This is a genomic window from Streptomyces sp. W16, from assembly GCF_033194735.1.
Lineage (GTDB): Bacteria > Actinomycetota > Actinomycetes > Streptomycetales > Streptomycetaceae > Streptomyces.
This window is the reverse complement of record NZ_JAWOAI010000031.1, coordinates 1-22500: the sequence shown is the minus strand read 5'-3', so window position 1 is coordinate 22500 and position 22500 is coordinate 1. Positions and strand designations below refer to the sequence as shown.

13 protein-coding genes and 1 pseudogene are annotated in these 22500 nt (G+C 67.7%); 7 read left to right on the top strand and 7 right to left on the bottom strand.

What is annotated here, in order from left to right; all coding sequences use genetic code 11:
• The first annotated feature begins 5 nt into the window (after window positions 1-5).
• Entirely contained in the window at window positions 6-1133 is a 1128-nt protein-coding gene (locus R6V09_RS06685; protein WP_317880402.1) for a hypothetical protein, read from the top strand.
• 201 nt (window positions 1134-1334) lie between these two features.
• Here the strand turns inward: R6V09_RS06685 and R6V09_RS06680 are convergent, their stop codons facing one another.
• Window positions 1335-1496, bottom strand: coding sequence for a hypothetical protein (locus R6V09_RS06680; RefSeq protein ID WP_317880401.1), 162 nt, complete (start codon window positions 1494-1496; stop codon window positions 1335-1337).
• A gap of 509 nt (window positions 1497-2005) precedes the next feature.
• Here R6V09_RS06680 and R6V09_RS06675 point away from each other — a divergent pair.
• Together R6V09_RS06675 and R6V09_RS06670 are read left to right on the top strand one after the other, a co-directional pair.
• Window positions 2006-3595 (top strand): peptidase dimerization domain-containing protein, encoded by a 1590-nt coding sequence (locus tag R6V09_RS06675; RefSeq protein WP_317880400.1) that lies wholly within the window; start codon window positions 2006-2008, stop codon window positions 3593-3595.
• A 147-nt stretch (window positions 3596-3742) separates the two neighbouring features.
• Entirely contained in the window at window positions 3743-4360 is a 618-nt protein-coding gene (locus R6V09_RS06670; RefSeq protein ID WP_317880399.1) for a hypothetical protein, read from the top strand.
• On the opposite strand, the gene R6V09_RS06665 is transcribed toward R6V09_RS06670, so the two are convergent.
• Entirely contained in the window at window positions 4345-4890 is a 546-nt protein-coding gene (locus tag R6V09_RS06665) for a transposase (protein WP_317880398.1), read from the bottom strand. The genes R6V09_RS06670 and R6V09_RS06665 overlap by 16 nt on opposite strands.
• A 1032-nt stretch (window positions 4891-5922) precedes the next feature.
• On the opposite strand from R6V09_RS06665, the gene R6V09_RS06660 reads away from it, so the two are divergent.
• From R6V09_RS06660 to R6V09_RS06645, 4 genes are all read left to right on the top strand, one after another.
• Entirely contained in the window at window positions 5923-9612 is a 3690-nt protein-coding gene (locus R6V09_RS06660) for a LamG domain-containing protein (protein WP_317880397.1), read from the top strand.
• A gap of 156 nt (window positions 9613-9768) precedes the next feature.
• Window positions 9769-16707 carry a polymorphic toxin-type HINT domain-containing protein gene (locus tag R6V09_RS06655; RefSeq protein WP_317880396.1) on the top strand — a complete coding sequence of 2313 codons (6939 nt, stop codon included), beginning with the start codon at window positions 9769-9771 and terminating at the stop codon, window positions 16705-16707.
• A gap of 19 nt (window positions 16708-16726) precedes the next feature.
• The gene (locus R6V09_RS06650) at window positions 16727-17017 is read left to right on the top strand and encodes a hypothetical protein (RefSeq protein WP_317880395.1); all 291 of its coding nucleotides are present in this window, start codon (window positions 16727-16729) and stop codon (window positions 17015-17017) included.
• Window positions 17018-17737: 720 nt separating this feature from the next.
• Window positions 17738-18139, top strand: coding sequence for a hypothetical protein (locus R6V09_RS06645; RefSeq protein ID WP_317880394.1), 402 nt, complete (start codon window positions 17738-17740; stop codon window positions 18137-18139).
• A gap of 683 nt (window positions 18140-18822) precedes the next feature.
• On the opposite strand, the gene R6V09_RS06640 is transcribed toward R6V09_RS06645, so the two are convergent.
• From R6V09_RS06640 to R6V09_RS06620, 5 genes and pseudogenes are all read right to left on the bottom strand, one after another.
• A complete protein-coding gene (locus R6V09_RS06640; protein WP_317880393.1) occupies window positions 18823-19728 on the bottom strand; it encodes a helix-turn-helix transcriptional regulator in 906 nt (301 codons plus the stop codon).
• A 110-nt stretch (window positions 19729-19838) separates the two neighbouring features.
• Complete coding sequence (locus R6V09_RS06635) at window positions 19839-20192, bottom strand: hypothetical protein (protein WP_317880392.1); 354 nt, start codon at window positions 20190-20192, stop codon at window positions 19839-19841.
• Between the two features lie 70 nt (window positions 20193-20262).
• Entirely contained in the window at window positions 20263-20610 is a 348-nt protein-coding gene (locus tag R6V09_RS06630; protein ID WP_317880391.1) for a hypothetical protein, read from the bottom strand.
• Window positions 20611-20821: 211 nt separating this feature from the next.
• The gene (locus tag R6V09_RS06625; protein WP_317880390.1) at window positions 20822-21250 is read right to left on the bottom strand and encodes a hypothetical protein; all 429 of its coding nucleotides are present in this window, start codon (window positions 21248-21250) and stop codon (window positions 20822-20824) included.
• Window positions 21247-22500: pseudogene (locus R6V09_RS06620) on the bottom strand (hypothetical protein); the annotation flags it as partial. The pseudogene R6V09_RS06620 and the gene R6V09_RS06625, both read right to left, overlap by 4 nt.

Sequence of the window (22500 nt, the reverse complement as noted above, 5' to 3'; positions counted from 1 at the left end):
CCGCCATGAGCACCATCGACGACCTCCTCGCCCAGTCCCTGCTGCTGCACCAGCCGCGCGTCCCGTCCGACGTCGTCCCCTACGACGACCTGGCCTACGAGGATCTCGCCGCGGACGGCTTCCTGCTGTGGGACGCCGGGCCCAAGACGGCCGACGACGGCGCCGCGCAGAGTCTTGCCGCCCTGTGCGAGGCGGTCGTCACCCACTGCACGATCGAGCAGCTCGCCGACTTCCTCACCGACCAGGTCCCGGAGCCGAGGTCCGCCTGGATCCTCGGCTGCGCCCTGCAACTCGCCGGCGCCGACGACGGCGCCCGCTTCTGGTGGCAGTTCGCCGCCGGCGCCGACGACCAGCCCGCCTCCTACTGCCTCTACCTCCAGCACCTCGCCCAGGGCGACACCCACGCCGCCGCCCTGTGGCGCGCCCAGGCCGGCCCCCACGCACCCCACGACGGCGACGATACGGATCCGGCGGATTCAACAGATCCCGGCCAGGATGCCCCGGCCTACCGGATGATGACCGCCGACACCAGCCTCTCCACCGTCCTGCGCATCCTCAGTCATCTCACCCGGGCCAACCCCCGCCAGCACACACCGATGGCGCAGGCCGTCATCGACATCGTCGCCGCCGCGGTCGCCGTCGGCTACGACCACCATCCCGACCTCGAACTCCCCGTGCCCGGCGACGACTTCGCCGAACGGCTCGCCATCGCCGCCATCGCGGCCTCCGGCACGGGCCAGTACACCCGCCCCACCGACACGCCGGCCGCCGCGGCCGGCGACGCGGAGGACCTGCCCAACCGGCCCCCGCTCCACCCGGACAGCGACGACGAGCGTGTACCGGCCTGGACCCGAGGTCCGGAGCAGATGCTGGTGAACGTCACCGCCGACGGCCACGAAGAGCCCGCGATCACGCACACGTTCTTCCGGGCGGCGAGTGCGGTCTGTTCCTGGGAAGCGGCCACCGCCTCCAACGGTACGGATGGACGCGGAACCCCCATGTCCTACCACCTCAGTCGCCTGCGCACCCGGGCCGCCAAGGCACTCTCGCAAGCCCCCTCCGGATTCGGGAAGGGATTCGCAGCCCCGGCGGCGTCCGGCTCCAGTTCCTTGCCGACCTTCCACCGGCTATAATCGATCTTGAGCTGGTCGCTGTAACTCCGGTCGGCTGGTGCTGCGTTGGTGGTCCAAGGAAAGACGCCCCGCTTCCTGCGGGGAGATGCAGGTGCAAGGCCTGCCCGGCGCTCGATCACGGGGGCTGTCCCGCACACGGTGCGGGACAGCCCCCGTTCGTCGTCCGGCGCCCCTGGGCCCGGCTGCCCGGCGGGGCAAGTCTCACCAGTCCCTCAAGCCGACGGTATGCAGGCAGTGCGGGTCGGCAGCATCCGGCCTCCGCCGCTCGTTCTCGCCGATGAGGAAGGGCCGCGCGGCCAGCAGCGCGGTGACGGCGCCCGCCAGCCGTACGTCGGCCGCGACCGGACCGTCCGCCTCTGCCACGGCGGTGTACAGCCGCAGCTGGTCGTGTCCGGTGAACAGGAACCCGCACAGCGGCGGATCCGGCGGTTTCCACGAACGGCCAGGCCAGGGTGCGCAGTACGCGCAGCGCGCGGTCGCCCTCGGTCGGGCCGGCGACCGGGACGGCTGCAGTCCACGGGTGCCGATGGGCGAGCGGCAATCCCACCCATGGACGTGGGGCCCGCGCGGACCGATACGCCGGGAGGACTGGCATGCCGGGGAGCGCGGGTCCGTACGGCTGCTGCCGGCCACTGGGGTGGTCAGGTGGTGCGGACGGCGGGGCCGGGTTGCGGCGGCGGTACTGGGACGCGGGCGCCCGGCAACGCCGGGGGAGGACCGGCGCACGCTTCGCGCCACAGCCTCGCCCGGGGGGATAGGCCTCGTCCATCGGGGAAGCCTGTCGCCCGACGGGCAGTCGGCTCCGGCCCGGCCGGCTCGCGGACACGGGGTGTGCCTGCGGCCGGTGGTTACCGGAAGGGGAGGGCGGGACGATGGCGCGTACGGCGGGCGGTGATTCAGAGTTACGGCGTGCCCGGACCTCCAGGAACTGGACTCTGGAGGAAGCGGCTGAGCGGCTCAACCGGATTTCGGGCGGTGCGACGGACGCGAGCCTGCTCAGTGCCTGGGAGTCCGGCCGGCGGCGTACCGGCGCCCGTATGCGCGCTGCCCTGTGCGAACTGTACGGCGGCCGTACGGAGGCGCTGTTCGCCCATCAGGACGGGGCGGCGGTGAGCGCGTTGGAGGCGTCCGGGACAGCGGTGGTGGTCAAGGTCCTCACCCGGTACACCGACCTGGTCGAGGCCATGGTCCGTGTGGTGTGCTCGGCGCGGGAGACACTGGTGGTGACCGGGTCGCGCAGCCGGGAGAAGACCTATCTCGGCGCGATCGAGACAGTGGTGGCGCAGCAGCCGGACCTGGTGCACTACCGCGTTCTGTACGGTCCGCCCCGCCACCGGGAGTTGTCGCAGCATCTGCTGCGGCTGCTGGAGCTGCGGGATCCGTCCGCGCGCCGCAACGGCGTCAAGACGCTGCATATCGGTGTGGTCGAGCCGCAGGCGGCCCTGGAACGGTTCTTCGTGGCGTCGGAGTCGGCCGCCGTGGTGCCCTTGCCGTCGTTTCACGGAGCGGAGGGCTTCGACTGCGGTGTGATGCTGGGCCGTGAGGCGGCGGTTGGTTTAGTCCATCATGGCCGGGAGGCGTGCGCCTCGGCACGCCGGGTGGAGACGAGGGAAGCGGTGCTCGCGCTGCCCGTGCGGTACACGCCGTGGGAAGGGCGAGGAAAGAACGTGGTGGCGGCAGCGGAGTCGCGGTCGGCGTCGGTGACCGGGCTGGCCCGGGAGCACACCGGCGGATTCGGAGGCGCCCGCGCCTACCTCGCCGATCCCCGCACAGCCCGTCCGGACGGGGTCATGATCGGCTACCCGGGGCTGGAGGAGATCGTGGTGGGCGGCCGAGGGCTGTGGCGGGCCCATCTGCACGTCCATGCCCCGTCCGGGCATTCCGGTTCGTCCAGGACGGTGACCGGCGCGATCTCCCGGGCGGCGCGGCTGGTGGGGCTCCTGGACGCTGCCGAGCTGCCCGCGCCGGCGGCCGGCAGCAGCTTCCCGCTGCCCCCCAAGCTCTCCGTCACGGCCCTGCACGGCGGTGAGGGCTTCTCCACGACGCCGGACCTGTGCGTGCTCAGTGTCGACGTCCGGCTGACACCGGGCTTCGACGCCCACGACGCGGAGACCCTGGTGCGCAAGGCGGTCGCCGAACTCGACGGCGAGCTGCCCGGGCCGAGACCCACGGACGTGGAGCAGGTCGCGGCGTGGCCGCCCTTCCAACTGCGTCCGGACCAGCAGCCCGCCGCCGCGCTGATGTCCGCGGCCGGCTCGGCGGGCCTCACGCCGCGCGCGAAGACGGCGGGCCCCTCGAACATCGGCAATCTGCTGGCGGGGGAGGGCATCGCATCGACCGCCGGGTTCGGTGTCCGCTACGAGGGCCTGCACGGCGTGGACGAGCGCGCCCGCCTCGCCGACCTGCCGTTGGTGTACGGGGTCTACCACCAGGCCGTCCTGGACCTCCTCGCCACGCCCTGACCGGATCCCAGATCCGTCCCAGGACCGTCCCACCGCACCTCCCACCAACGTCCCAACTCCGTCTCTGTCGCCGCACCGTGAGCTGCGCTGCCATGGAATCCGCACCACGTGATGCCCGCAGCGCAGCCGACGACGAGGGAGCCGACGATGGCATCCACCACCACGAAACAGGCGCCGGCCTGGCAGCGCGAGGGGCTGGTGCTGCCGGACGCGCTGGGCCCGCGGACCTGGGACCAGCTCATCGAGGAGTCCGTACAGCTGCGTGAGGCGGCAACGGTCTCCGGATTCACGCAGACCGCCTCCCACCGCGACGGAAGTTTCTGCACCCCCTCGCAGTACCTGTCCACCCAGGGCGGACCCGTACTGACGGCCGTACTGCGCAACATGGACCTGCTGGGCCTGGTACGCGAGGCGAGCGGCCGGCCGCGGCTGATCCCGGTGCGCTGCGGCTACAACTACTACCGGCTCGGCGACTTCATGGGTCTGCACCGCGACAGCGTGAAGGCGACCATCACGTTCACGTTCGCCCTCACCGAGGGACTGCCGCCCATGGGCTGGGCACCCCAGCTGTGCGAGGCGAGCAGCGACGAACTGGCCGCGCTGGTCGCCTCGCAGGGCCTCTACCCCGCAGGCCACCCGGTGCGGGAGGTGCCGTTTCGGCAGCTGTCGGCCTTCGACGGCTACAACATCCCCCACTGGCGCCCGCCTCTCACCCAGGCCGACCAGCAGGGAGTCATCGGCACCTTCTGCTACTTCGACCTGTGACCTGCGGACCTGTGAAACGGGGTGTGCCCGTGTCCGAGCTGAACACGCAGTGGAAACAGACCGGGAGCGTGCTCTTCCCTCCCGGCCTCGTCCCCGGCGAACAGTGGGAGGAGATCGCCGCCGAGGCGCTGGCCCTGCGCGATCAGGCCTTCGGGCGGCTGAACAGCAACCCGGCCACGGTCGCCCACCGGGACGGGTCGATCACCGCGCCGCAGCGCTGCCACGCCCACCCGGGCGGAGAGGGTCGGCTCCACCTGTCGGCCCTCGGCCGTACGGACCTTGCCGCGCAGCCGGTCGTGCAGCTCCCTGACCAGTCCGTTCTCCCGCCACCTGCGGAAGAAGGCATAGACGCGATCCCACGCGGGGAAGTCGGCGGGAACCGAGCGCCACTTGATCCCGTTGTCGGTGACGTAGAAGACCGCATCCAACATCTGCCGGTGGCAGTAGCCCTCCGGTTGCCCGCCCCGGCCCTCCAACCAGGCCGGCACCGGCAGCGCATCCCGCACCACCGTCCACTCTGCATCCGTCATGTCCGACGGATACCGCCGCACCCTGTTCGGACGGTCGGCCGCGTTCCCGAACCGGTGCGCGAGGCAATCGCACGACGACACGCGGGAGTTGGACGGGACGAGGACCGTCACGCAAGACTGGAACAACAGGGCCTCCTGGTACTCGAGTGGCGTCGCAACCCCGAGCTACCAGGAGGCCCTGTACTCATGCATCCACCTGGCCAAGATCACCCGCCCAGGCACCCTGTTCGATCAGAACCGACCTCATGATCGATAGGAATACGGCTTCTTACGGACGGCAGAGCCGGGTGGGGAGTTCGTCGAGTGCAGCCCCGTGTAGCTCACAGGCCCGATCGAGAACACGCTGTGCTTCGCTCTCACTTCACTGCGCTGCCTGCCAGGCAAATGGAGTTGTCGAAGCGGGCGATCGAGGGACAGCATCTCCTGCACAAGAAAGCTGTGAGCTTGCTGTGGCCGCGCCGGCCCCGCTTTGCAGTTTCTTTCACTTTCTGAAGGTCGCATATCGGCCACGCTCGGCCAGCCGTATGCGAGGAGACAGGGTGTGGGCTCATGGCACGTTTCCGGCACGGCGTGTGGGTGGGGTGGGCGCGGCTTGCCGGGGTGGCCGTGAGAGCTCCGAGATTGAGCCGGAGCCTGAGTTATTCAGTTCAGCGAATCCCTGGGCTGTGGCCTGAGGGCTTAAAGAACCCCATCTATGAAAGAAATGGTTTGCAGCTGCGGTCAATCTGATGGCTGGTCCGGCCGACTGGCGTCGAGCTTCGAGCCGGTGGCCGCAGGGCTCGATGGCGGCTCCATCTGCGCGGTTTCTGCTTTGCCCTACTTGATATCGCGCAGCGCATGGCTGGATGTTGTGCATCTTCGCTGTATACGCCATTGACCAGCTGTGATGCGGACGGTTCTGATGAGGCGGCCGTAAGGGCGGGGTAAGAACTGTGTGAACAGTTGGGGTGGGGGATGGGGTTTTCTTGGCATACGCGCTCCGCGGTCGCCGCGCGTAGACGACTGGTCTCGTTGGCCGCAGCAGCCGCTTTGATGGCTGCTCTGCCGACGCTGGCGGTACCGGCGACCGGAGCGCACGCGGACGACACTACGGCCACCGACCAGCCGACGCCGGAGGCGCGGGCGGACGCGGAGAAGGCGGCGGAGACGGGGGAGCAGGTCGAGGTTGTAGGTGAACGCACGCCGTACACCACGACGTTCGCGAATCCGGACGGGGTGACGTTCACGCTGAAGGATTCCGTCGTGCCGGTGCGGACGCGCCAGGCTGATGGTTCCTGGGCGCAGCCGGACGCGACGCTGGCGGAGAGGTCGGACGGCACCGTCGGGCCGAAGGCATCTGTCGCTAAGATCTCCTTCTCCGACGGTGGGGACGGTGCCGACCTGGTGAAGCTGTCCCTCAACGGGCGTTCACTGACTGTGGGTTGGCCGGGCACGTTGCCGAAGCCGACGCTGGACGGGGACTCGGCGGTGTACGCGGATGTCCTGCCGGGCGTGGATCTGCGGATGACTGCCACCACCGAGGGCTACCGCGAGGTGCTCGTCGTCACCTCGGCGCCGGCTGCCGCGAACCCGGAGCTGAAGGAACTCTCGTTCCCTGTGCGGGCCGACGGGCTGTCCCTGCGGGACGGTGGAAGCGGCGGCCTGTCCGCGGTCGACGACGACGGCAACGCGGTCTTCCGTGCCCCGGCCGCCCAGCAGTGGGATTCGTCCGGCGACACCACCAGCACCGCATCCGCCTCGCCTGTGGCCTCCGCCCACTCGGCGTCCCAGAGCTCGTTCACGACAACGGCGCAGGACAGCACCGCTGCGGCGAGCTCCGGCGACGACGGTGAGACGACGTCGGACCCGACCGAGGGCCCCAGCGACGGTGATACCTCCACCCGCCTTCCGGTCACGGCGGAGCAGGGCACGATCAAGGTGACCCCGGATGCGTCGATGCTCGCCGACGAGTCCTCTGTCTTCCCGCAGTACATCGACCCGGACGTCGGTATGACGGCCTCCGAGCGGACGCTGCTGTCCTCGGACGGGGACACGTTCTACAACTTCTCCGGCGGGGACGACGGCAAGGGCATCGGTTACTGCGGCACCTATGTCACCGGCGGCTACGCGTACTACTGCGGTTCCGGCTACAAGAACCGCATGTACTTCGAGTTCTCGCCGGCGAAGCTGGCGGGGAAGCACGTCCTGGACGCCACGTTCGCGATCACGGAGAAGTGGTCGATGTCCTGCAGCCCGTCGTGGGTGGACCTGGTGCGCACGGGCAACATCTCCTCGTCGACGAACTGGCCGGGTCCGACGGCGAACTGGGACCTGATGGTGGACCGGGATGTGTCCGCGGGACGCGGGTCGGCGTGTGATCCGAGCCAGCCTGCTGCCCCGATCGAGTTCAACGACAACCCGGCTGAGACGAACGAGAACCTCACGTCCACGGTGACGAAGTTCGCCAACGGTGACTTCTCTCGTCTGACGCTGATGCTCAAGGCGCATGACGAGACCGACCCGAACGGCTGGAAGCGGTTCGACGACAACGCCGAAATCGACGTGAAGTACGTCGGTATCCCGGCTAAGCCTACGAAGATCGGTCTGGTCGTTGGGGCCACTACCGGGACCACTGTCGCCTGCGAGACCAAGCAGTCGGACCCGTTGGTGGTGTCCGAGCCGAAGCCGTTGCTTCAGTCGACGCCGCAGACCGCGGCGGGCGGTGAGTCGGGTGCGTCGCTGAGGGCCGTCTACAGTGTGGACGCGTACACGGCGAGCAGCGGGACGTGGTCGACCGTTTTCGAGACCGCACACCCCACCAGTGGGTATGTGGGTGACAACGTTTCGCCGGGCAGCGTGCAGACGTCAACGCTGACTGAGGGGACGTTGTACCGGTACCGGTCGTGGACGCGGTCGTACTACAACAGCGGTGACGATTATCTGGCCGGTCCGTCGAACGGGTCGACCACGGGCTGGTGCTATTTCAAGGTTGACCCGACTCGCCCCAAGGCCCCCGGGATCGCCCTGTCGAGCCCGTACTCGGCGTGCACCACGGATTCCTGCACCGCAGCTGGCGGTCCCGGTACGAAGGTGACCTTCACTTTCACGCCCGCGTCCGGTGACAGCACCAACACGGCCTACGAGTACAAGACGACAGCGTCCGCCGCGTGGTCGGCACCCATCACCGGCTCGACGGCGACGGCCACTTTCACCCCGCCCACCTCCGGCACCTTCAGCGTGTACGTCCGGGCCAGGGACTCCATCGGATACGGAGCCCAGAACGCCGTGGACTTCCTCGTCGCGGAAGGTTCCGGACCGTCCGGCCAGTGGCACTTCGACGAGGCGAGCGGCGCCGCACTCGACACGTCCACGACGGTTGCGGCGGAGCAGGACAACGCCACCCTCTCCTCGTCCGGTGCCTCCCGGGACGGGCGTGGCCGGCGGGGTGTGCTGACGCACGATGCCACGGGGGCGGAGTTGGTGACGCCGGTCACGGACACGGGTCTGACGGTCGACGGCACGGCGGGCTATGCGGCCGCCTCGGGCGCTGTGGTGGAGTCCCGGTCGTCGTACACGGTCGAGGTGTGGGCCCGGATGGCCGCCACCCCGACCCACAACTACGTGCTGCTTTCCCAGACGGGCAGTGGAAGCACCCAGCCCGGTTTCGCGATCTACTACTCCACCTCCTACGGCAAGTGGATCTTCAACTGGCACTGGACTGATTCGGCCGGCACCGCGCACTTCGTACGCTCGCTCGCGGACACGGCCTCTACGCCGGTGAAGGTGTGGACGCATCTGGCCGGGGTGTATGACGCGGATGCGGGCACGATCCAGCTCTACGTCAACGGCAAGGCCCAGGGCAGTCCGCAAGCAATACCGAGCGGGGAACCCGAGGCGGACACCGGCCTGCTGGAGTTCGGCCGCGGAAACGGCAGCACGGCCGGCACGTTCACCGACTACTTCAACGGGCAGATCGACGAGGCCCGGGTCTGGCAGCGGGCCCTGTCCGCGCAGGAAGTGTCCACGGAGGCACGGTTGCTGACCGCGGACCGGTATGCCGCCACCGAACTCATGGCCGACTGGGACCCTTCGGCGGCGACGGGAACCACCGTGCCCGACACCACCTCCGGCTACGGGACCTCCCTGACGCTCTCGGGCGGCGCGTCACTGGACGGGACAGGGATTGTCCTGGACGGCACCGATGACACGGCGTCCGCGCCGGGGCCGCTGGTGGACGAGACCGGGTCCTTCACCGCGACCACGGCCGTGCAGTTGGACAGCGCCGCGCTCGCAGCGAAGCCGGTGGGCTACATGGGACAGGTCCTCGGCCAGCGCAGTGCGGACGGCTCCGCCTGGGGGCTGTGGTATGAGCTGACGGGCACCGACACCGACCCCGAGACCGACACCACCATCCCCGTCGGGCTCTGGCACTTCGGCCGCCTCAACACCGACGGCAGTTTCACCGGAGTGGTCTCCGACGATGTCGCCAACCTGGGGAGCGCGGTGCGCCTGACGGGTGTGTTCGACGCCCAGTCCGGCACGGTCAGCCTCTACGTCGGCGACGCGCAGAACGGTGATGACACCAGCTATACGGCGGCGGTGGGCACGGGTGACTTCGCCGTCGGCAAGGCGTACGTGAACTCCGTCTGGGGCCACTATCTGCCTGAGACGGTCAGCGATATCCGGGTCTGGGCCGGTGCCATGGCCAGCCAGGAACAGATCGTCGAGACGGTCGGGGACTGACCTCCCCCCTCTCCTTGGCGGGGCGGCGCCTGCTGCCGCCTCGCCCGAGCAAGTCCCGCGCTTCCTTTGTTGATGACTTCTGACGTGTGAGGGGTTGTTGTCGTGAGTGCCGCCAGTGGTGCGAGACGCCGTAGACACCGAGTGCTCACGGTCGGCGTGACACTCGCGTTGGCCGTGGCCGGTCTGACTCCAGTAGCCGCCCAAGCCGCGACATCCACCAAGCAGTTGGTACCCGCTGTGCCGAAGCAGCGTTCCGACACCGTGAAGGCTGTCGACGGTCTGGGGGCGAAGAAGGCCAGGGCGCGGGTGGCCGCGGAAAAGGCCGCCAACAAGAAGCAGGCCGAACAAGCCCTCGTGGAGCAGAAAGCGACCTGGCCAAAAGCCGCCGCCGACGCCGGGTCGCTGCCCGCTTTCGGCACGGTCCGGCTGACTGCCGGTGGTCTGCCCGTCTCCGTTCACCACTCCACGGGGACCAAGGCTGCTTCCGGAACGGTCAACGTTCAGGTCCTCGGCCGCAAGGCCGCCACGGCCGCCGGGGTCAAAGGCGTACTGCTTAGCGCGAGCGCGAGCAACAGTGGCAACGCCGACGTCAGCATCGACTACAGCGCCTTCGCCTCGGCTTACGGAGGCGACTGGGCAGGCCGCCTGCGCCTTGTCACCCTGCCCGCCTGCGCACTGACGACCCCGGAAAAGGCTGCCTGCCGAATCCAGACACCGCTGGATTCCCACAACAGTGTCACCGGCCAGACCGTCTCCGCCACGGTCTCACTCGGCTTGCCGGCCGCGAGTGCATCCGACGCGCGGGCCTCCCGGTCGAGCATCCGGTCGGCCCCGCTCGCGGCGGCGACGGCATCAGCAACCGTGCTGGCGCTGGCAGCCACCTCGGGTGAGTCGGCATCCGGTTCGGGCAACTACGCGGCCTCACCCCTGTCGTCCTCCTCCACCTGGCAGGCCGGTGGCTCCTCCGGCGCGTTCACCTGGACCTACCCGCTGTCCACACCGCCCGCGGCGGCAGGTCCCGCACCTTCCCTCTCCCTGGACTACGACTCCGGCAGCACCGACGGCAAGACGGCATCCACGAACAACCAGTCCACCCAGATCGGCGAGGGCTTCGACCTGAGCGCCTCCTCGTACGTCGAGCGGTCGTACGCCTCCTGCGACGACGACGGCCAGACCGACAAGCACGACGAGTGCTGGAAGTACGACAATGCCTCCCTCGTTCTCAACGGCAAGTCCACCGAACTGGTCAAGGACGACACCACCGGGGACTGGCACCTCAAGGACGACGACGCCTCCACCGTCACCCACTCCACGGGCGGTACCAACGGCGACAACGACGGCGAGTACTGGACCGTCACCACCGGCGACGGCACCAAGTACGTCTTCGGTCTGAACAAGCTGCCCGGCGCCGACACCCAGCGCACCAACTCGGTATGGACCGTCCCGGTCTTCGGCGACGACTCCGGCGAGCCCGGCTACGACCAGGGATCCAGCTTCGCCGACCGCTCCCTCACCCAGGCCTGGCGCTGGAACCTCGACTACGCCGTCGACCTGCACGGCAACGCCATGTCGTACTGGTACACGGCCGAGACGAACTACTACCCCAAGAACGGCGCCTCGACCGCCAACACCCAGTACACGCGCGGCGGACACCTGGACAAGATCCTCTACGGGCAGCGGGCGAGCACCCTGTTCACCGGGACCGACTCGGACGAGGTGACGTTCTCCTACGACGAGCGGTGCACCGCCTCGGACTGCTCCTCGCTGACCGATTCGACGTCGGACAACTGGCCGGACGTGCCGTACGACACCATCTGCGCCAGCGGGGACGACGACTGCAACACCGACAGCCCGTCGTTCTTCACCCGTAAACGCCTCACGAGCATTGACACGTTCGCCTACTCGGCCACGGCCGCGAAGCTCACCGCGGTGGATTCCTGGGCGCTGACGCAGAAGTTCCTGGACGGCCAGGACATTGGTGACACCTCCGACCAGACCCTGGTGCTCTCCTCGATCCAGCACACCGGCAAGAACGGCACCGCCATCACGCTGGACCCGGTCACCCTCACCTATCAACTGCGGGCGAACCGGGTGGACTCCACCTCCGACGACATCCTGCCGCTGAGCATGCCGCGGATCGCCACCGTCACGTCCGAGACCGGTGGCATCACCACGGTGACCCTGTCGGACCCGGAGTGCGTACGCGGCTCGAACATGCCGTCGTCCGAGGACAACGACACTCTGAGCTGCTATCCCCAGTACTGGCACATCAACGGCGCCACCGAATCCTTGCTCGACTGGTTCCACAAGTACCGGGTCACGGCCGTACTCAGCACCGACCCGACCGGTTTCGGGCAGGGGGTCGAGAACTCCTACAGCTATGCCGACCCGGCCTGGCACTACAACTACGACCCGCTGGTTCCCTCCGACGAGCGGACCTGGTCGCAATGGCGGGGCTACGGCAAGGTCACCACGACCACCGGCGCAGCCGGATCCACCCAGTCCAAGACAGTCAGCCTGTACATGCACGGCATGGACGGCGACAAGCAGTCCGACGGCACCACCGCCTCCGCCACGGTCAACGGCCTGGACGTCTCCGGCCTGGACGTCACCGACGTCACCGACAGCGACCAGTACGCCGGCTTCCTCCGCGAACAGATCACCTACAACGGGTCCACCCCCACCGCGGTGACGGTCGACACTCCCTGGTCCTCGCAGACCGCCAGCCAGCAGAAGTCGTACGCCAGCATCAAGGCCTACTACGTCCGCACCGGCACGAGTGCCACCTCCACCTACCTCACCGCGTCCGCGACCTGGCGCACCCGCCAAGTCTCCACCACCTACGACTCCTACGGCATGGCCACCCAGGTCAACGACACCGGTCAGACCGGCGTCAGCGGCGACAACACCTGCACCCGCACCTGGTACGCCCGCAACGCGGGCATAGGCCTGATCAACCTCGTCTCGCGCACCCGCGTCGTGGGCCAGGACTGCTCCGTCGCCGAGACCGGCCTGAACCTACCGGCCTCCTCCACCTCTCGCGGGGACGTCCTCTCCGACTCGGCGACGGCGTACGACAACGCCTCCACCACCGCATGGTCCGCCACCCAGACCCCCACCCTCGGTGAGGCGACGTGGACCGGACGGGCCGCTGCCTACCCGGCCACAGCCGCCAGCGGAGAGCGTTATCCGTCCACGTGGCAGACCATCGCCACCACGACCTACGACGACAGCAGCGGCACGGCCGGCCTCGGCCGCATGCTGACCGCCACCGATGTGAACGGCAACACCACCACGACCGCCTACACGCCCACCGACTCCGGCCCGCTGACGAAGACCAAGGTCACCAACGCCAAGGCGCAGTCCACCTACACCTACACCGACTACGCCTCGGGGCTGGCGACCAAGGTCTACGACGTCAACAACAAGATCGTCGAGACCAGTTACGACGCCCTGGGCCGCAAGACCGCCACCTGGCTGACCAACCGCTCCCACTCCGCGAACCAGACCCCGAACTACACCTACGCCTACAGCGTCACCAACGACGCCCCGTCCTGGACGTCGACCTCGACCCTGAAGGCCGACGGGACCACCTACACCACCGCGTACACGATCTACGACTCCCTCCGGCGGCCTCTACAGACGCAGTACCCGACCCCCGACGGGGGGCGCCTGCTCACCGACACCCGCTACGACAGCAGGGGACTGGCCTACGAGACCTACGCGGACGTCTTCGACTCCGCCAACCTCCCCAGCGGTTCCTACGCACGGGCGGAATACGGAGGCGCGCCCAAGCAGACCGAGACCGTCTTCGACGGCGCGGGCCGGCCCACCAGCAGCAGCCTGTACGTGTACGGCGTCAAGAAGTGGACCACAAGCACCAGTTACACCGGTGACTCCACCGCGACGACCGCGCTGAACGGCGGCTCGGCGACCCGCACGATCACCGACATATTCGGCAATACCGTCGAGAAGCGTGCCTATGCGGGCTCCGACCCCGCAGACGCCGCCTACGGCGCCGGGGCCGGAGCCGTCTACACGTCCACCAAGTACAAGAACACCCTGGACGACAAGCCCTCCACGGTCACCGGACCGGACGGCGCCCAATGGTCGTACGTGTACGACCTGTTCGGCCGGCAGACCTCGGCCACCGACCCGGACCTGGGCACCACAACCACCACCTACACAGCCCTGGACCAGACGGACACCACCACCGACAACCGCGGCACCGAACTGCTCTACGGCTATGACGTGCTGGGCCGCAGGACCGACCAGTGGCAGACGGCGAAGACCGACGCGAACAAGCTGGACCACTGGGACTACGACACCCTCGCCAAGGGCCAGTTGGACGACTCGATCAGCTACGTCGGCGGCACCACCGGCAGCGCCTACACCCGCAAGGTCACCGCCTACGACAGCCTCTACCACGCCACCGGCAGCCAGCTGACCCTGCCCTCCAGCGACCCGCTGGTCACCTCGGGCGCGATCGCCTCGTCGACCCTGGCCACCACCTCGTACTACAACATCGACGGCACCCAGCAGTACTACACCGAGCCCGCGGCCGGCGGCCTCAGCAGCGAGACCGTGGACTACGAGTACAACGACCTCGGTCAGATCACAGACGTTGGGGGCGCCACCGGCTACCTGCTGGCCGCCGACTACAACGCGCTCGGCCAGGTCAACCAGTACACGCTGGGCACCTCTGAGGCATTGACCGTCAAGAAGGCGTACATCACCAACACCTACGAGGAAGGCACCGACCGGCTCACCCGCAGCCTCACCACCGACGCCACCCGCAGTGTCCAGGACCTGAACTTCACCTACGACGACGCCGGCGATGTCACCTCTACCTTCGACACCGCGAACCTCTCCGGCACCGGCGCGATCGACTACCAGTGCTTCACCTACGACGGCTACCAGCGCCTCACCGACGCCTGGACTCCGTCCACCGCCTCCTGCGCCACCACCGGCCGCACCACTGCCAACCTCGGCGGCGCCTCCCCCTACTGGACCTCCTACGGCTACACCAGCAGCGGACTGCGCACCACGGAGACCGCACACACTGGCACCGGAGACTCTTCCCGCACCTACTGCTACAGCTCGACTACCCCGCATCAGCTCACCGCGACGACCAGTGCCACTTCCTGCACTGGTGTGAGTGCCACCTACGGCTACGACAAGATCGGTGACACGACCGCCCGTCCCAACGGCACCGACACCCAGTCCCTGACCTGGAACGCCACCGGGGATCTCGACACGGTCACCGAGAAGTCCAGCACCGGCACCACCAAGAGCACGACCAGCCACGTCTACGACGCCGACGGCAACCTCCTCATCCGCCGCAACGCCAGCGGCGAGACCGTCCTCTACCTGGGTGCCACCGAGGTCCACCTGGACACCTCGACCTCGACGGCCAAGTACTGGGCCCAGCGCTACTACGGCGCCGGCAGCGCCAGCATCGCCCTGCGTACCAACAAGAGCGGCACGCAAACCCTCTCCTACCTCTCCGGTGACCCGCACGGCACGTCCACGGTCAGCCTTGACGCCACCACCCAGGCCGTCACCAAGCGCTACCTGACCCCCTTCGGAGCCGCACGTCCAGGCGGCACCGGCGTCTGGGCCGACGACAAGACCTTCCTCGACAAGACCACCGACTCCACCAGCGGCCTCACCTACATCGGCGCCCGCGAATACGACTCGGCCACCGGCCGATTCCTCAGCGTCGACCCCGTCCTCGACACGGGCAACGCTCAGTCCCTCAACGGCTACACCTACGCCGACAACAGCCCCGTCACCTTGAGCGACCCGACCGGCCTGTGCCCCGAGATCGACTGCCCGACCCGTCCTGGCCCCGGCTACGAGAACACCACCCCCGGGCAGACCCCTAAGAAGCCGAAAAAGACGGGCACCGGAACCTCTTCCTCGGACAGCCAGGGCAACGTCACGGACGATGGCAGCTGGACCAGCGCGACAACGCCTTCGTCAAACGATGCAAGAGGCTTGGGAAGCTCGTACTACCAGTTCGGAAGCAACAAGCTCAACAGCACGGCAGGCGGGTATTGGTTCCCTCAGACCAATGCCTTCGGTAAGTCGGAAACGGTCTGCTTCGGCCGTCTTGCCTGCAACCACGCGTACGACTACTACCTCCATCACCACGACGATGTGGCCGGAGCAAAGAAGATCGCTGCCACCTACTGCCTTTCCCATGCAGCCCAATGTGAGAGTGACGCCCGAGTCTGGGAACGGACGCAACAGGTGGGAGGCAACGAATTCGTCATGGCCTTGGCTGCTGGTGAAGGAGCCTGGGTGGGAGAAGAAGAAGCAGCAACCTGCAGTTTCTCTCCGGAGACGCCAGTACTCATGGATGGGGGAAAGACCAAACCCATCGGCAAGATCAAGACGGGCGACCGGGTCCAGGCCGCAGACCCCAAGACCGGCAAACACCAAGGCGCACGCACAGTCCAGCATGTGTGGATCAACCACGACAACGACCTGCTCGACGTCACGATCCGCTCCGAGGACGGCCACACCGCCACCCTCCACACCACCGCCAACCACCCCTTCTGGGACGACACCCTCCACACCTGGGTATCGGCCGGCGAACTCCACAAGGGCGACGCTCTCAACACGGCCACCGATCACCACTCCTACGTCATCGCCACCCGCCCCACACCCGGCACCGCCAACCGCTGGAACCTCACCGTCCAGCAACTCCACACGTACTATGTGATCGCAGGGAATGCACCGGTACTCGTCCACAACTCAACGTGCACGTCACTCCCCTCGGAAAGTTCGGATAAATTTGCCGTACTAGGGAAACGGGCAGACACAAGGGTTGCACACGATTGGCCAGACCACGAGGTTCTTTATGTAAATAAGTGGGGCCTGGATAAGAATGATGAGTTCATTCGAGGAGTGATCGAGAAGAGGCAGACCGTGTACCTAGCCACACCGATAACCAGCAGGAGTTTGAGCAATGCAACTGGAGATTCGGTCTATGCTCGGGAGCTCAATCAACTGCTCGATGCCGACTATACGTTCTCCCGTGGAGAGGGTGGGGCGTATGACTACATGATTCCTCCATCGTCGAATTGACCACCTGAAGGGTGATTTTGTGATTCTGTCGGACTGGATTGCAGGAATTGTTGAGCGCGAGTTCGACGAGGGCTCCCGCAAGAGGCTCAGCGAGGCACTCTCGGGTCTAGACGTATCCATCTTTGACCTCCAAGACCCAGATCGAATTGCCGGGGCGATTTTGATCCTATTTAAGGAGGGTGTGGATCTCGATGTGATTATTGACGAGGCGATAACTGACTGGAGGGACTTGTTGGTGAGTGCAGGTCTCGAGAGTGATAGTTGGTCAACTGTGATTGTCGATCGATTTGGGCTGTCTCCCGGGTTGTAAATTGCCAAGAGCATGAAAGAGGCCCTATCGAGATTTATTCGATAGGGCCTGCCTGGAATGAAAGCTGTCAAAACTCCAGTCGGGCCGCTATGCCGGGCGCCTTTGCTAGCCGTGGGTAGTCCTATCGGGCAGTGCATAGCTATAAGCGACCGTAGCCCCCTTCGAATATCGACACCCTCACCCAGAACGCGGCGCGTACGCGGAGGGCCTGGAGCGAGTGGCCGCCAAGCTGCACGCGGATCAGCCGGAGACGTAGCACCGCGTCGACCCGGTATCCAGCTGCGTGTACTGCCTGCGCCATGTGGAGCCTTCCAAGCCCGAGACGGGCTGACGCGTCGGCAGTATGCGCGCACCCAGCCAGCAGCGTGATGCCGATGAACTGCCAGTCCTGGTTATCCGGCGACGCCGCGAATCTGGGAGGTCGCCGAGGGGGTGCGCGCCCCGCTCTGCCCGCCTAGCCCTCTTCGTTGGCCACAAGCTCGCGCAGTTAGAGAGCACGGCCCGCTGCGCCGTCGACCCGAACGAACAGCACCGCTACTACAGCGTCGGATGATCACCTTTCCTCGGCCGGAACGTTCTTCCGGAAAGACCCACTGACGGGGAATTTTGGAATCCTCAATAGTGGCGGCAGTATGAGTACCTTCGTCCGTCCGGCGGGCGACTTGGAGTCGTATTTCGGGGAACAAGTCCAGAGTTTCCCCTAGTGAAATGGGGAACCCGGTGCAGAATGTGGATTTCGCACCCGGGTTGGGTTCGCGATGGTTGAAGAAAAATGAGCCGGATGGAGATCACGTGAACGGCCTGGGATTCTATGAGCGATACCAGGAGATTGGTCGAACCGCCAAACGTAAGGGACCCGTTACGCCAGAGGTGGATCTGTGGGAGTGGAAACAGTTCGCTGATGGTTGCGTGGCGAGATATGACGACAATCTCGCCGAATATCAAGGCGATTTGTGGATCCGGCGGAACATTCAGCTCGCACTTGATGATGAAGAGCTGAGGGGGATGGAAGGATTTGCCGCATTCAGTGAAGCGGTTGGCCGGGTGGATGAGGTATTCAAGTCGTTGCTGCGGTGGATTTGCCCGGCAGAGATCCATCCGGATTCGCATGGTGGAATCTAATCGTTCCTCGGTATGGCGGGGAGGAATTCTCTTCTGATCTTCGGAGGGAATGTGGGACCGTCATCCCGGTGAAAGAGTGAAGGATGGAAAATATCGGTGAGTCGCCCAGGTGCCCGCTAACTGTGTTGTCCAGAATCGGTCTGTCTCGAAACGGAAGCACACCTCGGCAGTGAGCCCGTCCTGCACCTTGGTACCAATCCGCTCCGACGGACAGCGTTTGCAGGGCTGGTTCAATCTGGACGCTGCTGTGGCAGCCCTCGCCCGAGGAACCTGAGCGACTGGACAACGTCAGCCTGTGGGCGGGGGCAGCCCAGTTCGGCGAGGTCGTGAGCCGCAACTGCGCGGAGCTGAAGCAGCCCCTCGGCTGATGCCGGGCGAGAGGAGCAGACGAGGCCCCGGAGGAGTTGCCGGAGCCTTTACCCGCCTCGGATTCCATGGTTCCGAGAACGGAGGTTCAGCCGGCCAGCGCGTTCCGCCGGTTAGATGGAACGGCCCAAGGCATCCGAGGAATCATGGTGATGGCCGGTTCCGCGATGCTGTGTGGCTTCGCGGTGGAGGGGTGGCTGGCCTCTCCGTACCGGCCATCGTGCGGTGTCTGGTCCGCCGGGAGTTCGTCGATCCCTTCAACCAGAGGCCGCGGTCTTACGGTATCCCGCCTGCGACGCTGTACGGCGCGCTGCAGTTCAGGATGTAGAGGACCGGCGGGCGGCGAGGTCCTCGAGGCGTGAGCGTTTCCAGCGCTGCTGACGGGGGCGGCCGCCGCTGCCGCGCCGGTACTCGTATCCGTCGGGCTGTTCGAGGTCGGGCAGGAGTCCGTGCCCGAGTGCGCTGATGAAGCTGTCGGCGCTGCTGTATCCGAGGATCCGGGCTGCGTCGGCGGCGCCGGCCAGGTCCTCGTTCTCGTCCTGGTCGGCCGGCGGCAGCACACCGCGCTTGCGGGCGGCAGTGACGACGGTGGCCCGGTGCCACTTCTTGCGCGCCGGCCCGCGGCTGCCTTCCTCCTTCTCCAGGGAGTCCGGCTCGGGCAGTTCGGGGATACGCCCCTGGTACAGGGCGCTGGAGAAGGAAGCCGTGCTGCTGTAGCCGAGCAGCACTGCAACCTCGGTCGTGCCGAGGAGCTCGTCGGGATCGCCGTCTGCCGAGACCGCAGGCCGTGCTGCCGCCGGCGCAGAGCTGCGCCGGCCCTTGCCGGGCCGGTTGGCCACCCAGGCGACAATGGTGCCGCGGCGCCACATCTGGCCGTCGGCGTCCTCGTCGGGTTCGGGGAAGTAGCCGGGCCGGTCGCGGAAGTAGGCGTCGATGGTCGAGGTGCGGGTGTACCCCAGAAGCTGGGCCACTTCCCGCTTGGTCAGCAGTTCGTCCTGGTCGGCATCGAGTACCGCGGCCGGCAGTGTCCGCTTCTTCGGGGCACGCTGCGCGAAGAATGCGGCGACCTCGTCGTGGCGCCAGAACCGCTTGCGGCCCTCGGTGCGCGCGACCGAGGGGAAGCCGCTGTCCGGGGTGTTGCTCCACTCGCTGATGCGGGGCTTGCTCGTGCCGAACTCGGACACGATCTGCGCGGTGTCCACGAGCCGGTCGGCGGAAGACATCGGGTCCCCTCTGCAAGGATCAGCACGGCGGCGCCGGCACCCGGACGAGCGCGACATGTTCGATAATGCCAAATGAGATGGTTTGCTGTCCAGCCTGACGCCAAATCGGCCTACAGGACGTCCTCGCCCAGCAGGCACACTCCGTAGCGCGCCGCACGCTCCGCCAGTTCTGTGTAGGCCATGGCGGCCGGCGCGGCGTCCCAGGTTGCGAACGCGAGAGCGGCGACTGCCTCGCCGCGTGTCATTCCCTCTTCCCACGGCGCGCCTGCGGCGGCGCACCGCTCGGCGACGTCGGTGTCGGACAGGGGCGCGGTCTCCCGGCCGATGCCGGCCCGCACGTCGGCGATGCCTTCGCACCAGGCGCGGTGGCCCGCGGACAGTAGGTCGCGCAGCGCGTCCGGGTCGCTCATGTTCCGGGTGCGGGCGGCGAGTTCGAGCAGCAGGGCGGTGGGGTTCGTCTCCATGGTCATCTCCTTGTCCACTGTAGGGGGCGTCTGCCGCGCCGTGGGGGAGCCTCGGCGCGGCAGACGGTGGTCATCGGCTGTGAACGGTGCAGTCCTCGCACATGGCGCGGCCGCGACGGCGGGCCAGGTCGGGTTCCTTGCAGGGTTTCTTCTCCAGCGCCGCCCGCACCTGGTCCTGCAGGGCGGTGAACTCCGGGCCGTCGTCCGGGCAGACGACGCCGGGGTCGGGCGCCTCGCGCTGCTGGGCGTGCCGGATCGGGTCGGTGATGCGCCAGTCCGCGCGGAAGCTGTCGCCCCGCACCTGCTCGACCTCGGCGTAGAGGTCGGCCAGCCGCGGCCGCCGGCCGATCGAGAGCAGTACGAGCTCCTGGCGCAGGAGCTCCATGTTGGTCCGGCTCAGGGGACCGGGGGCGAGCACGCTGCACCCTTCGCACGCAGGCTGCTTCTCTGCACCAAGTCAAGCCGGAGGAGTCCTGAAGACGGAAGCCGACGCGGCAGGGCTACACGCTCGCGTCCGTGCCGCGCACTCGGTCCACGGTGCACTCCTCGCCCGCTGTCAGTCTGCCCGGGGCGGCAGTGTTAATCACGCGAAGAGAGCAACGAGCAACCTGCCGTCCCGTTATGTAGTTCTAGGCGTCTGGCGTACCCGGTCGCGTCTCGCGGATGATCTGGTAGCCGTGCTGGTTCATGAACACCCTGCCATGGTCCCGGGCCGCGCCGTGCTGCCGGTACGAGGTGGTGGCAGGGCGGGGCGGGGGCAGTGAGGCGATGGTGGAGCGGAGTTCGTCGGCGGCTTCGGGGTGTTCTTCGAGGAGGTCCTGGAGGCGGATCTGCCAGGTGCGGCGGGCCTCGGCCAACCCGCGGTCGCCGTCCGGGGTTTGCGCGGCGTGTCGCAGGACGTCGAGGCGCCGGGAGGCCGTCTCGACGCGGTCGGGGTCGCCCCGGCTCAGGATCCGGACGAAGCGGTCGCGGGTTGTCTGCCAGGCGTCGGTGGAGGCGGCAGCGACGAGGGCTGCGGAGCCAGCCGCAGCGAGTTCGGTCAGCCAGTCGGAGATCACGGGTGCGCCCTCCTGCGGTGCGGGTGCTGGTGCTGGTGCTGGGTCGGGGAACGGCGCGCGTTCCAGTTGCCGGCGGCGTTGTAGCAGTCGGTGCTGAAGGTGCCGTGCATGCCGGCGCCATCCATGCTTCCGGTGAAGGTGATCTTCCCGGTGCTCTTCACAGTGCCGAAGGTGATGCGGTCGCCGTCGACCGCGCCGCTGACGGGACCGTCGAGGTCGCAGCCCGTTCCGTCGACAGTGAGTTGGCCGGTCATGCGGTTGCCGTTCTGGGCCAGCTTCGCTGTGAGATCACCGGTGGCGAAGTCGGTCGCCCACACTCCGGCCCAATCGCCGGTGAGGGTGTGCGTGGCGCCAGGAGACGGGGACCGGTGTGCCGTTGCCGACGGCGGCACGGACGGTGTGACGGTCAGTCCGAAGTCCGAGTACCGGGCGGAGACGGGAAGCCCGTCGGCCGGTGCCTCTGTCTTGAGCCGCACTAGTCGGCCCTTGTCGTCAATGCGGGCCGTGAATGGCACGCCGGATCCGTCGGCCGAAGGCGAGGTGGATGCGCCGGTCGTCGGTGCGGCAGACGCGGTGCCCGTGCGGGCGGCGAGAGGTGCGGCCATCGAGCTCGCGGACCCCGCCGCCGTCGGCGCGGGGGAGGGGGGAAGCGTTCCCGTGAACTCGCAGCCCTTGCGCCGTGCCGTCGTCACCGACCGCAGCTTGCGTGCGGGCGCCGCGGGATCGACTGCGTCGGTGAAGGCTCCGTCGCTGCGCACCCAGCGGGGATCCGCGCCGGAGGGAGTGGTGGTGCTGGCGGGGAGGACGACTTTGCCCTGGGCGATCGTGCCGGTCACCACCGGCCCGTCCGTCAGGCCCTGCGTGAACCACGCGTTGCGGGACTGCGGGTCTGCCGCACCCGTGACGTGGTGCGGGCCCCGGGTGACGTCGAAGCGGAAGCTCGTCAACTCGATACGGCGGGCGGCTTCCGTGAGGACGGCGCGAGGCGACTGGCCGTGGACCGCGGCGTCGCACGAGCCGTGGTTGGACGTGCGCGTCACGACGACGGTCACAGTGGTGACCACGACCACCACCATCGACACCGCAGCCGCCACCGTTGGGACGCCGACACCACCGGCCCCGGCGCCGAGGGCTCCCGCGATCTTCCCGGACAGGGTGGAGGCGGTCTTGGCCGCCGCGGTGGTACCCGGGGTCGTGGCGCCGCCTGCCGTGGTCGCGGCGTTGGGGGCGACTGCCGGGTTCGCCAGCGG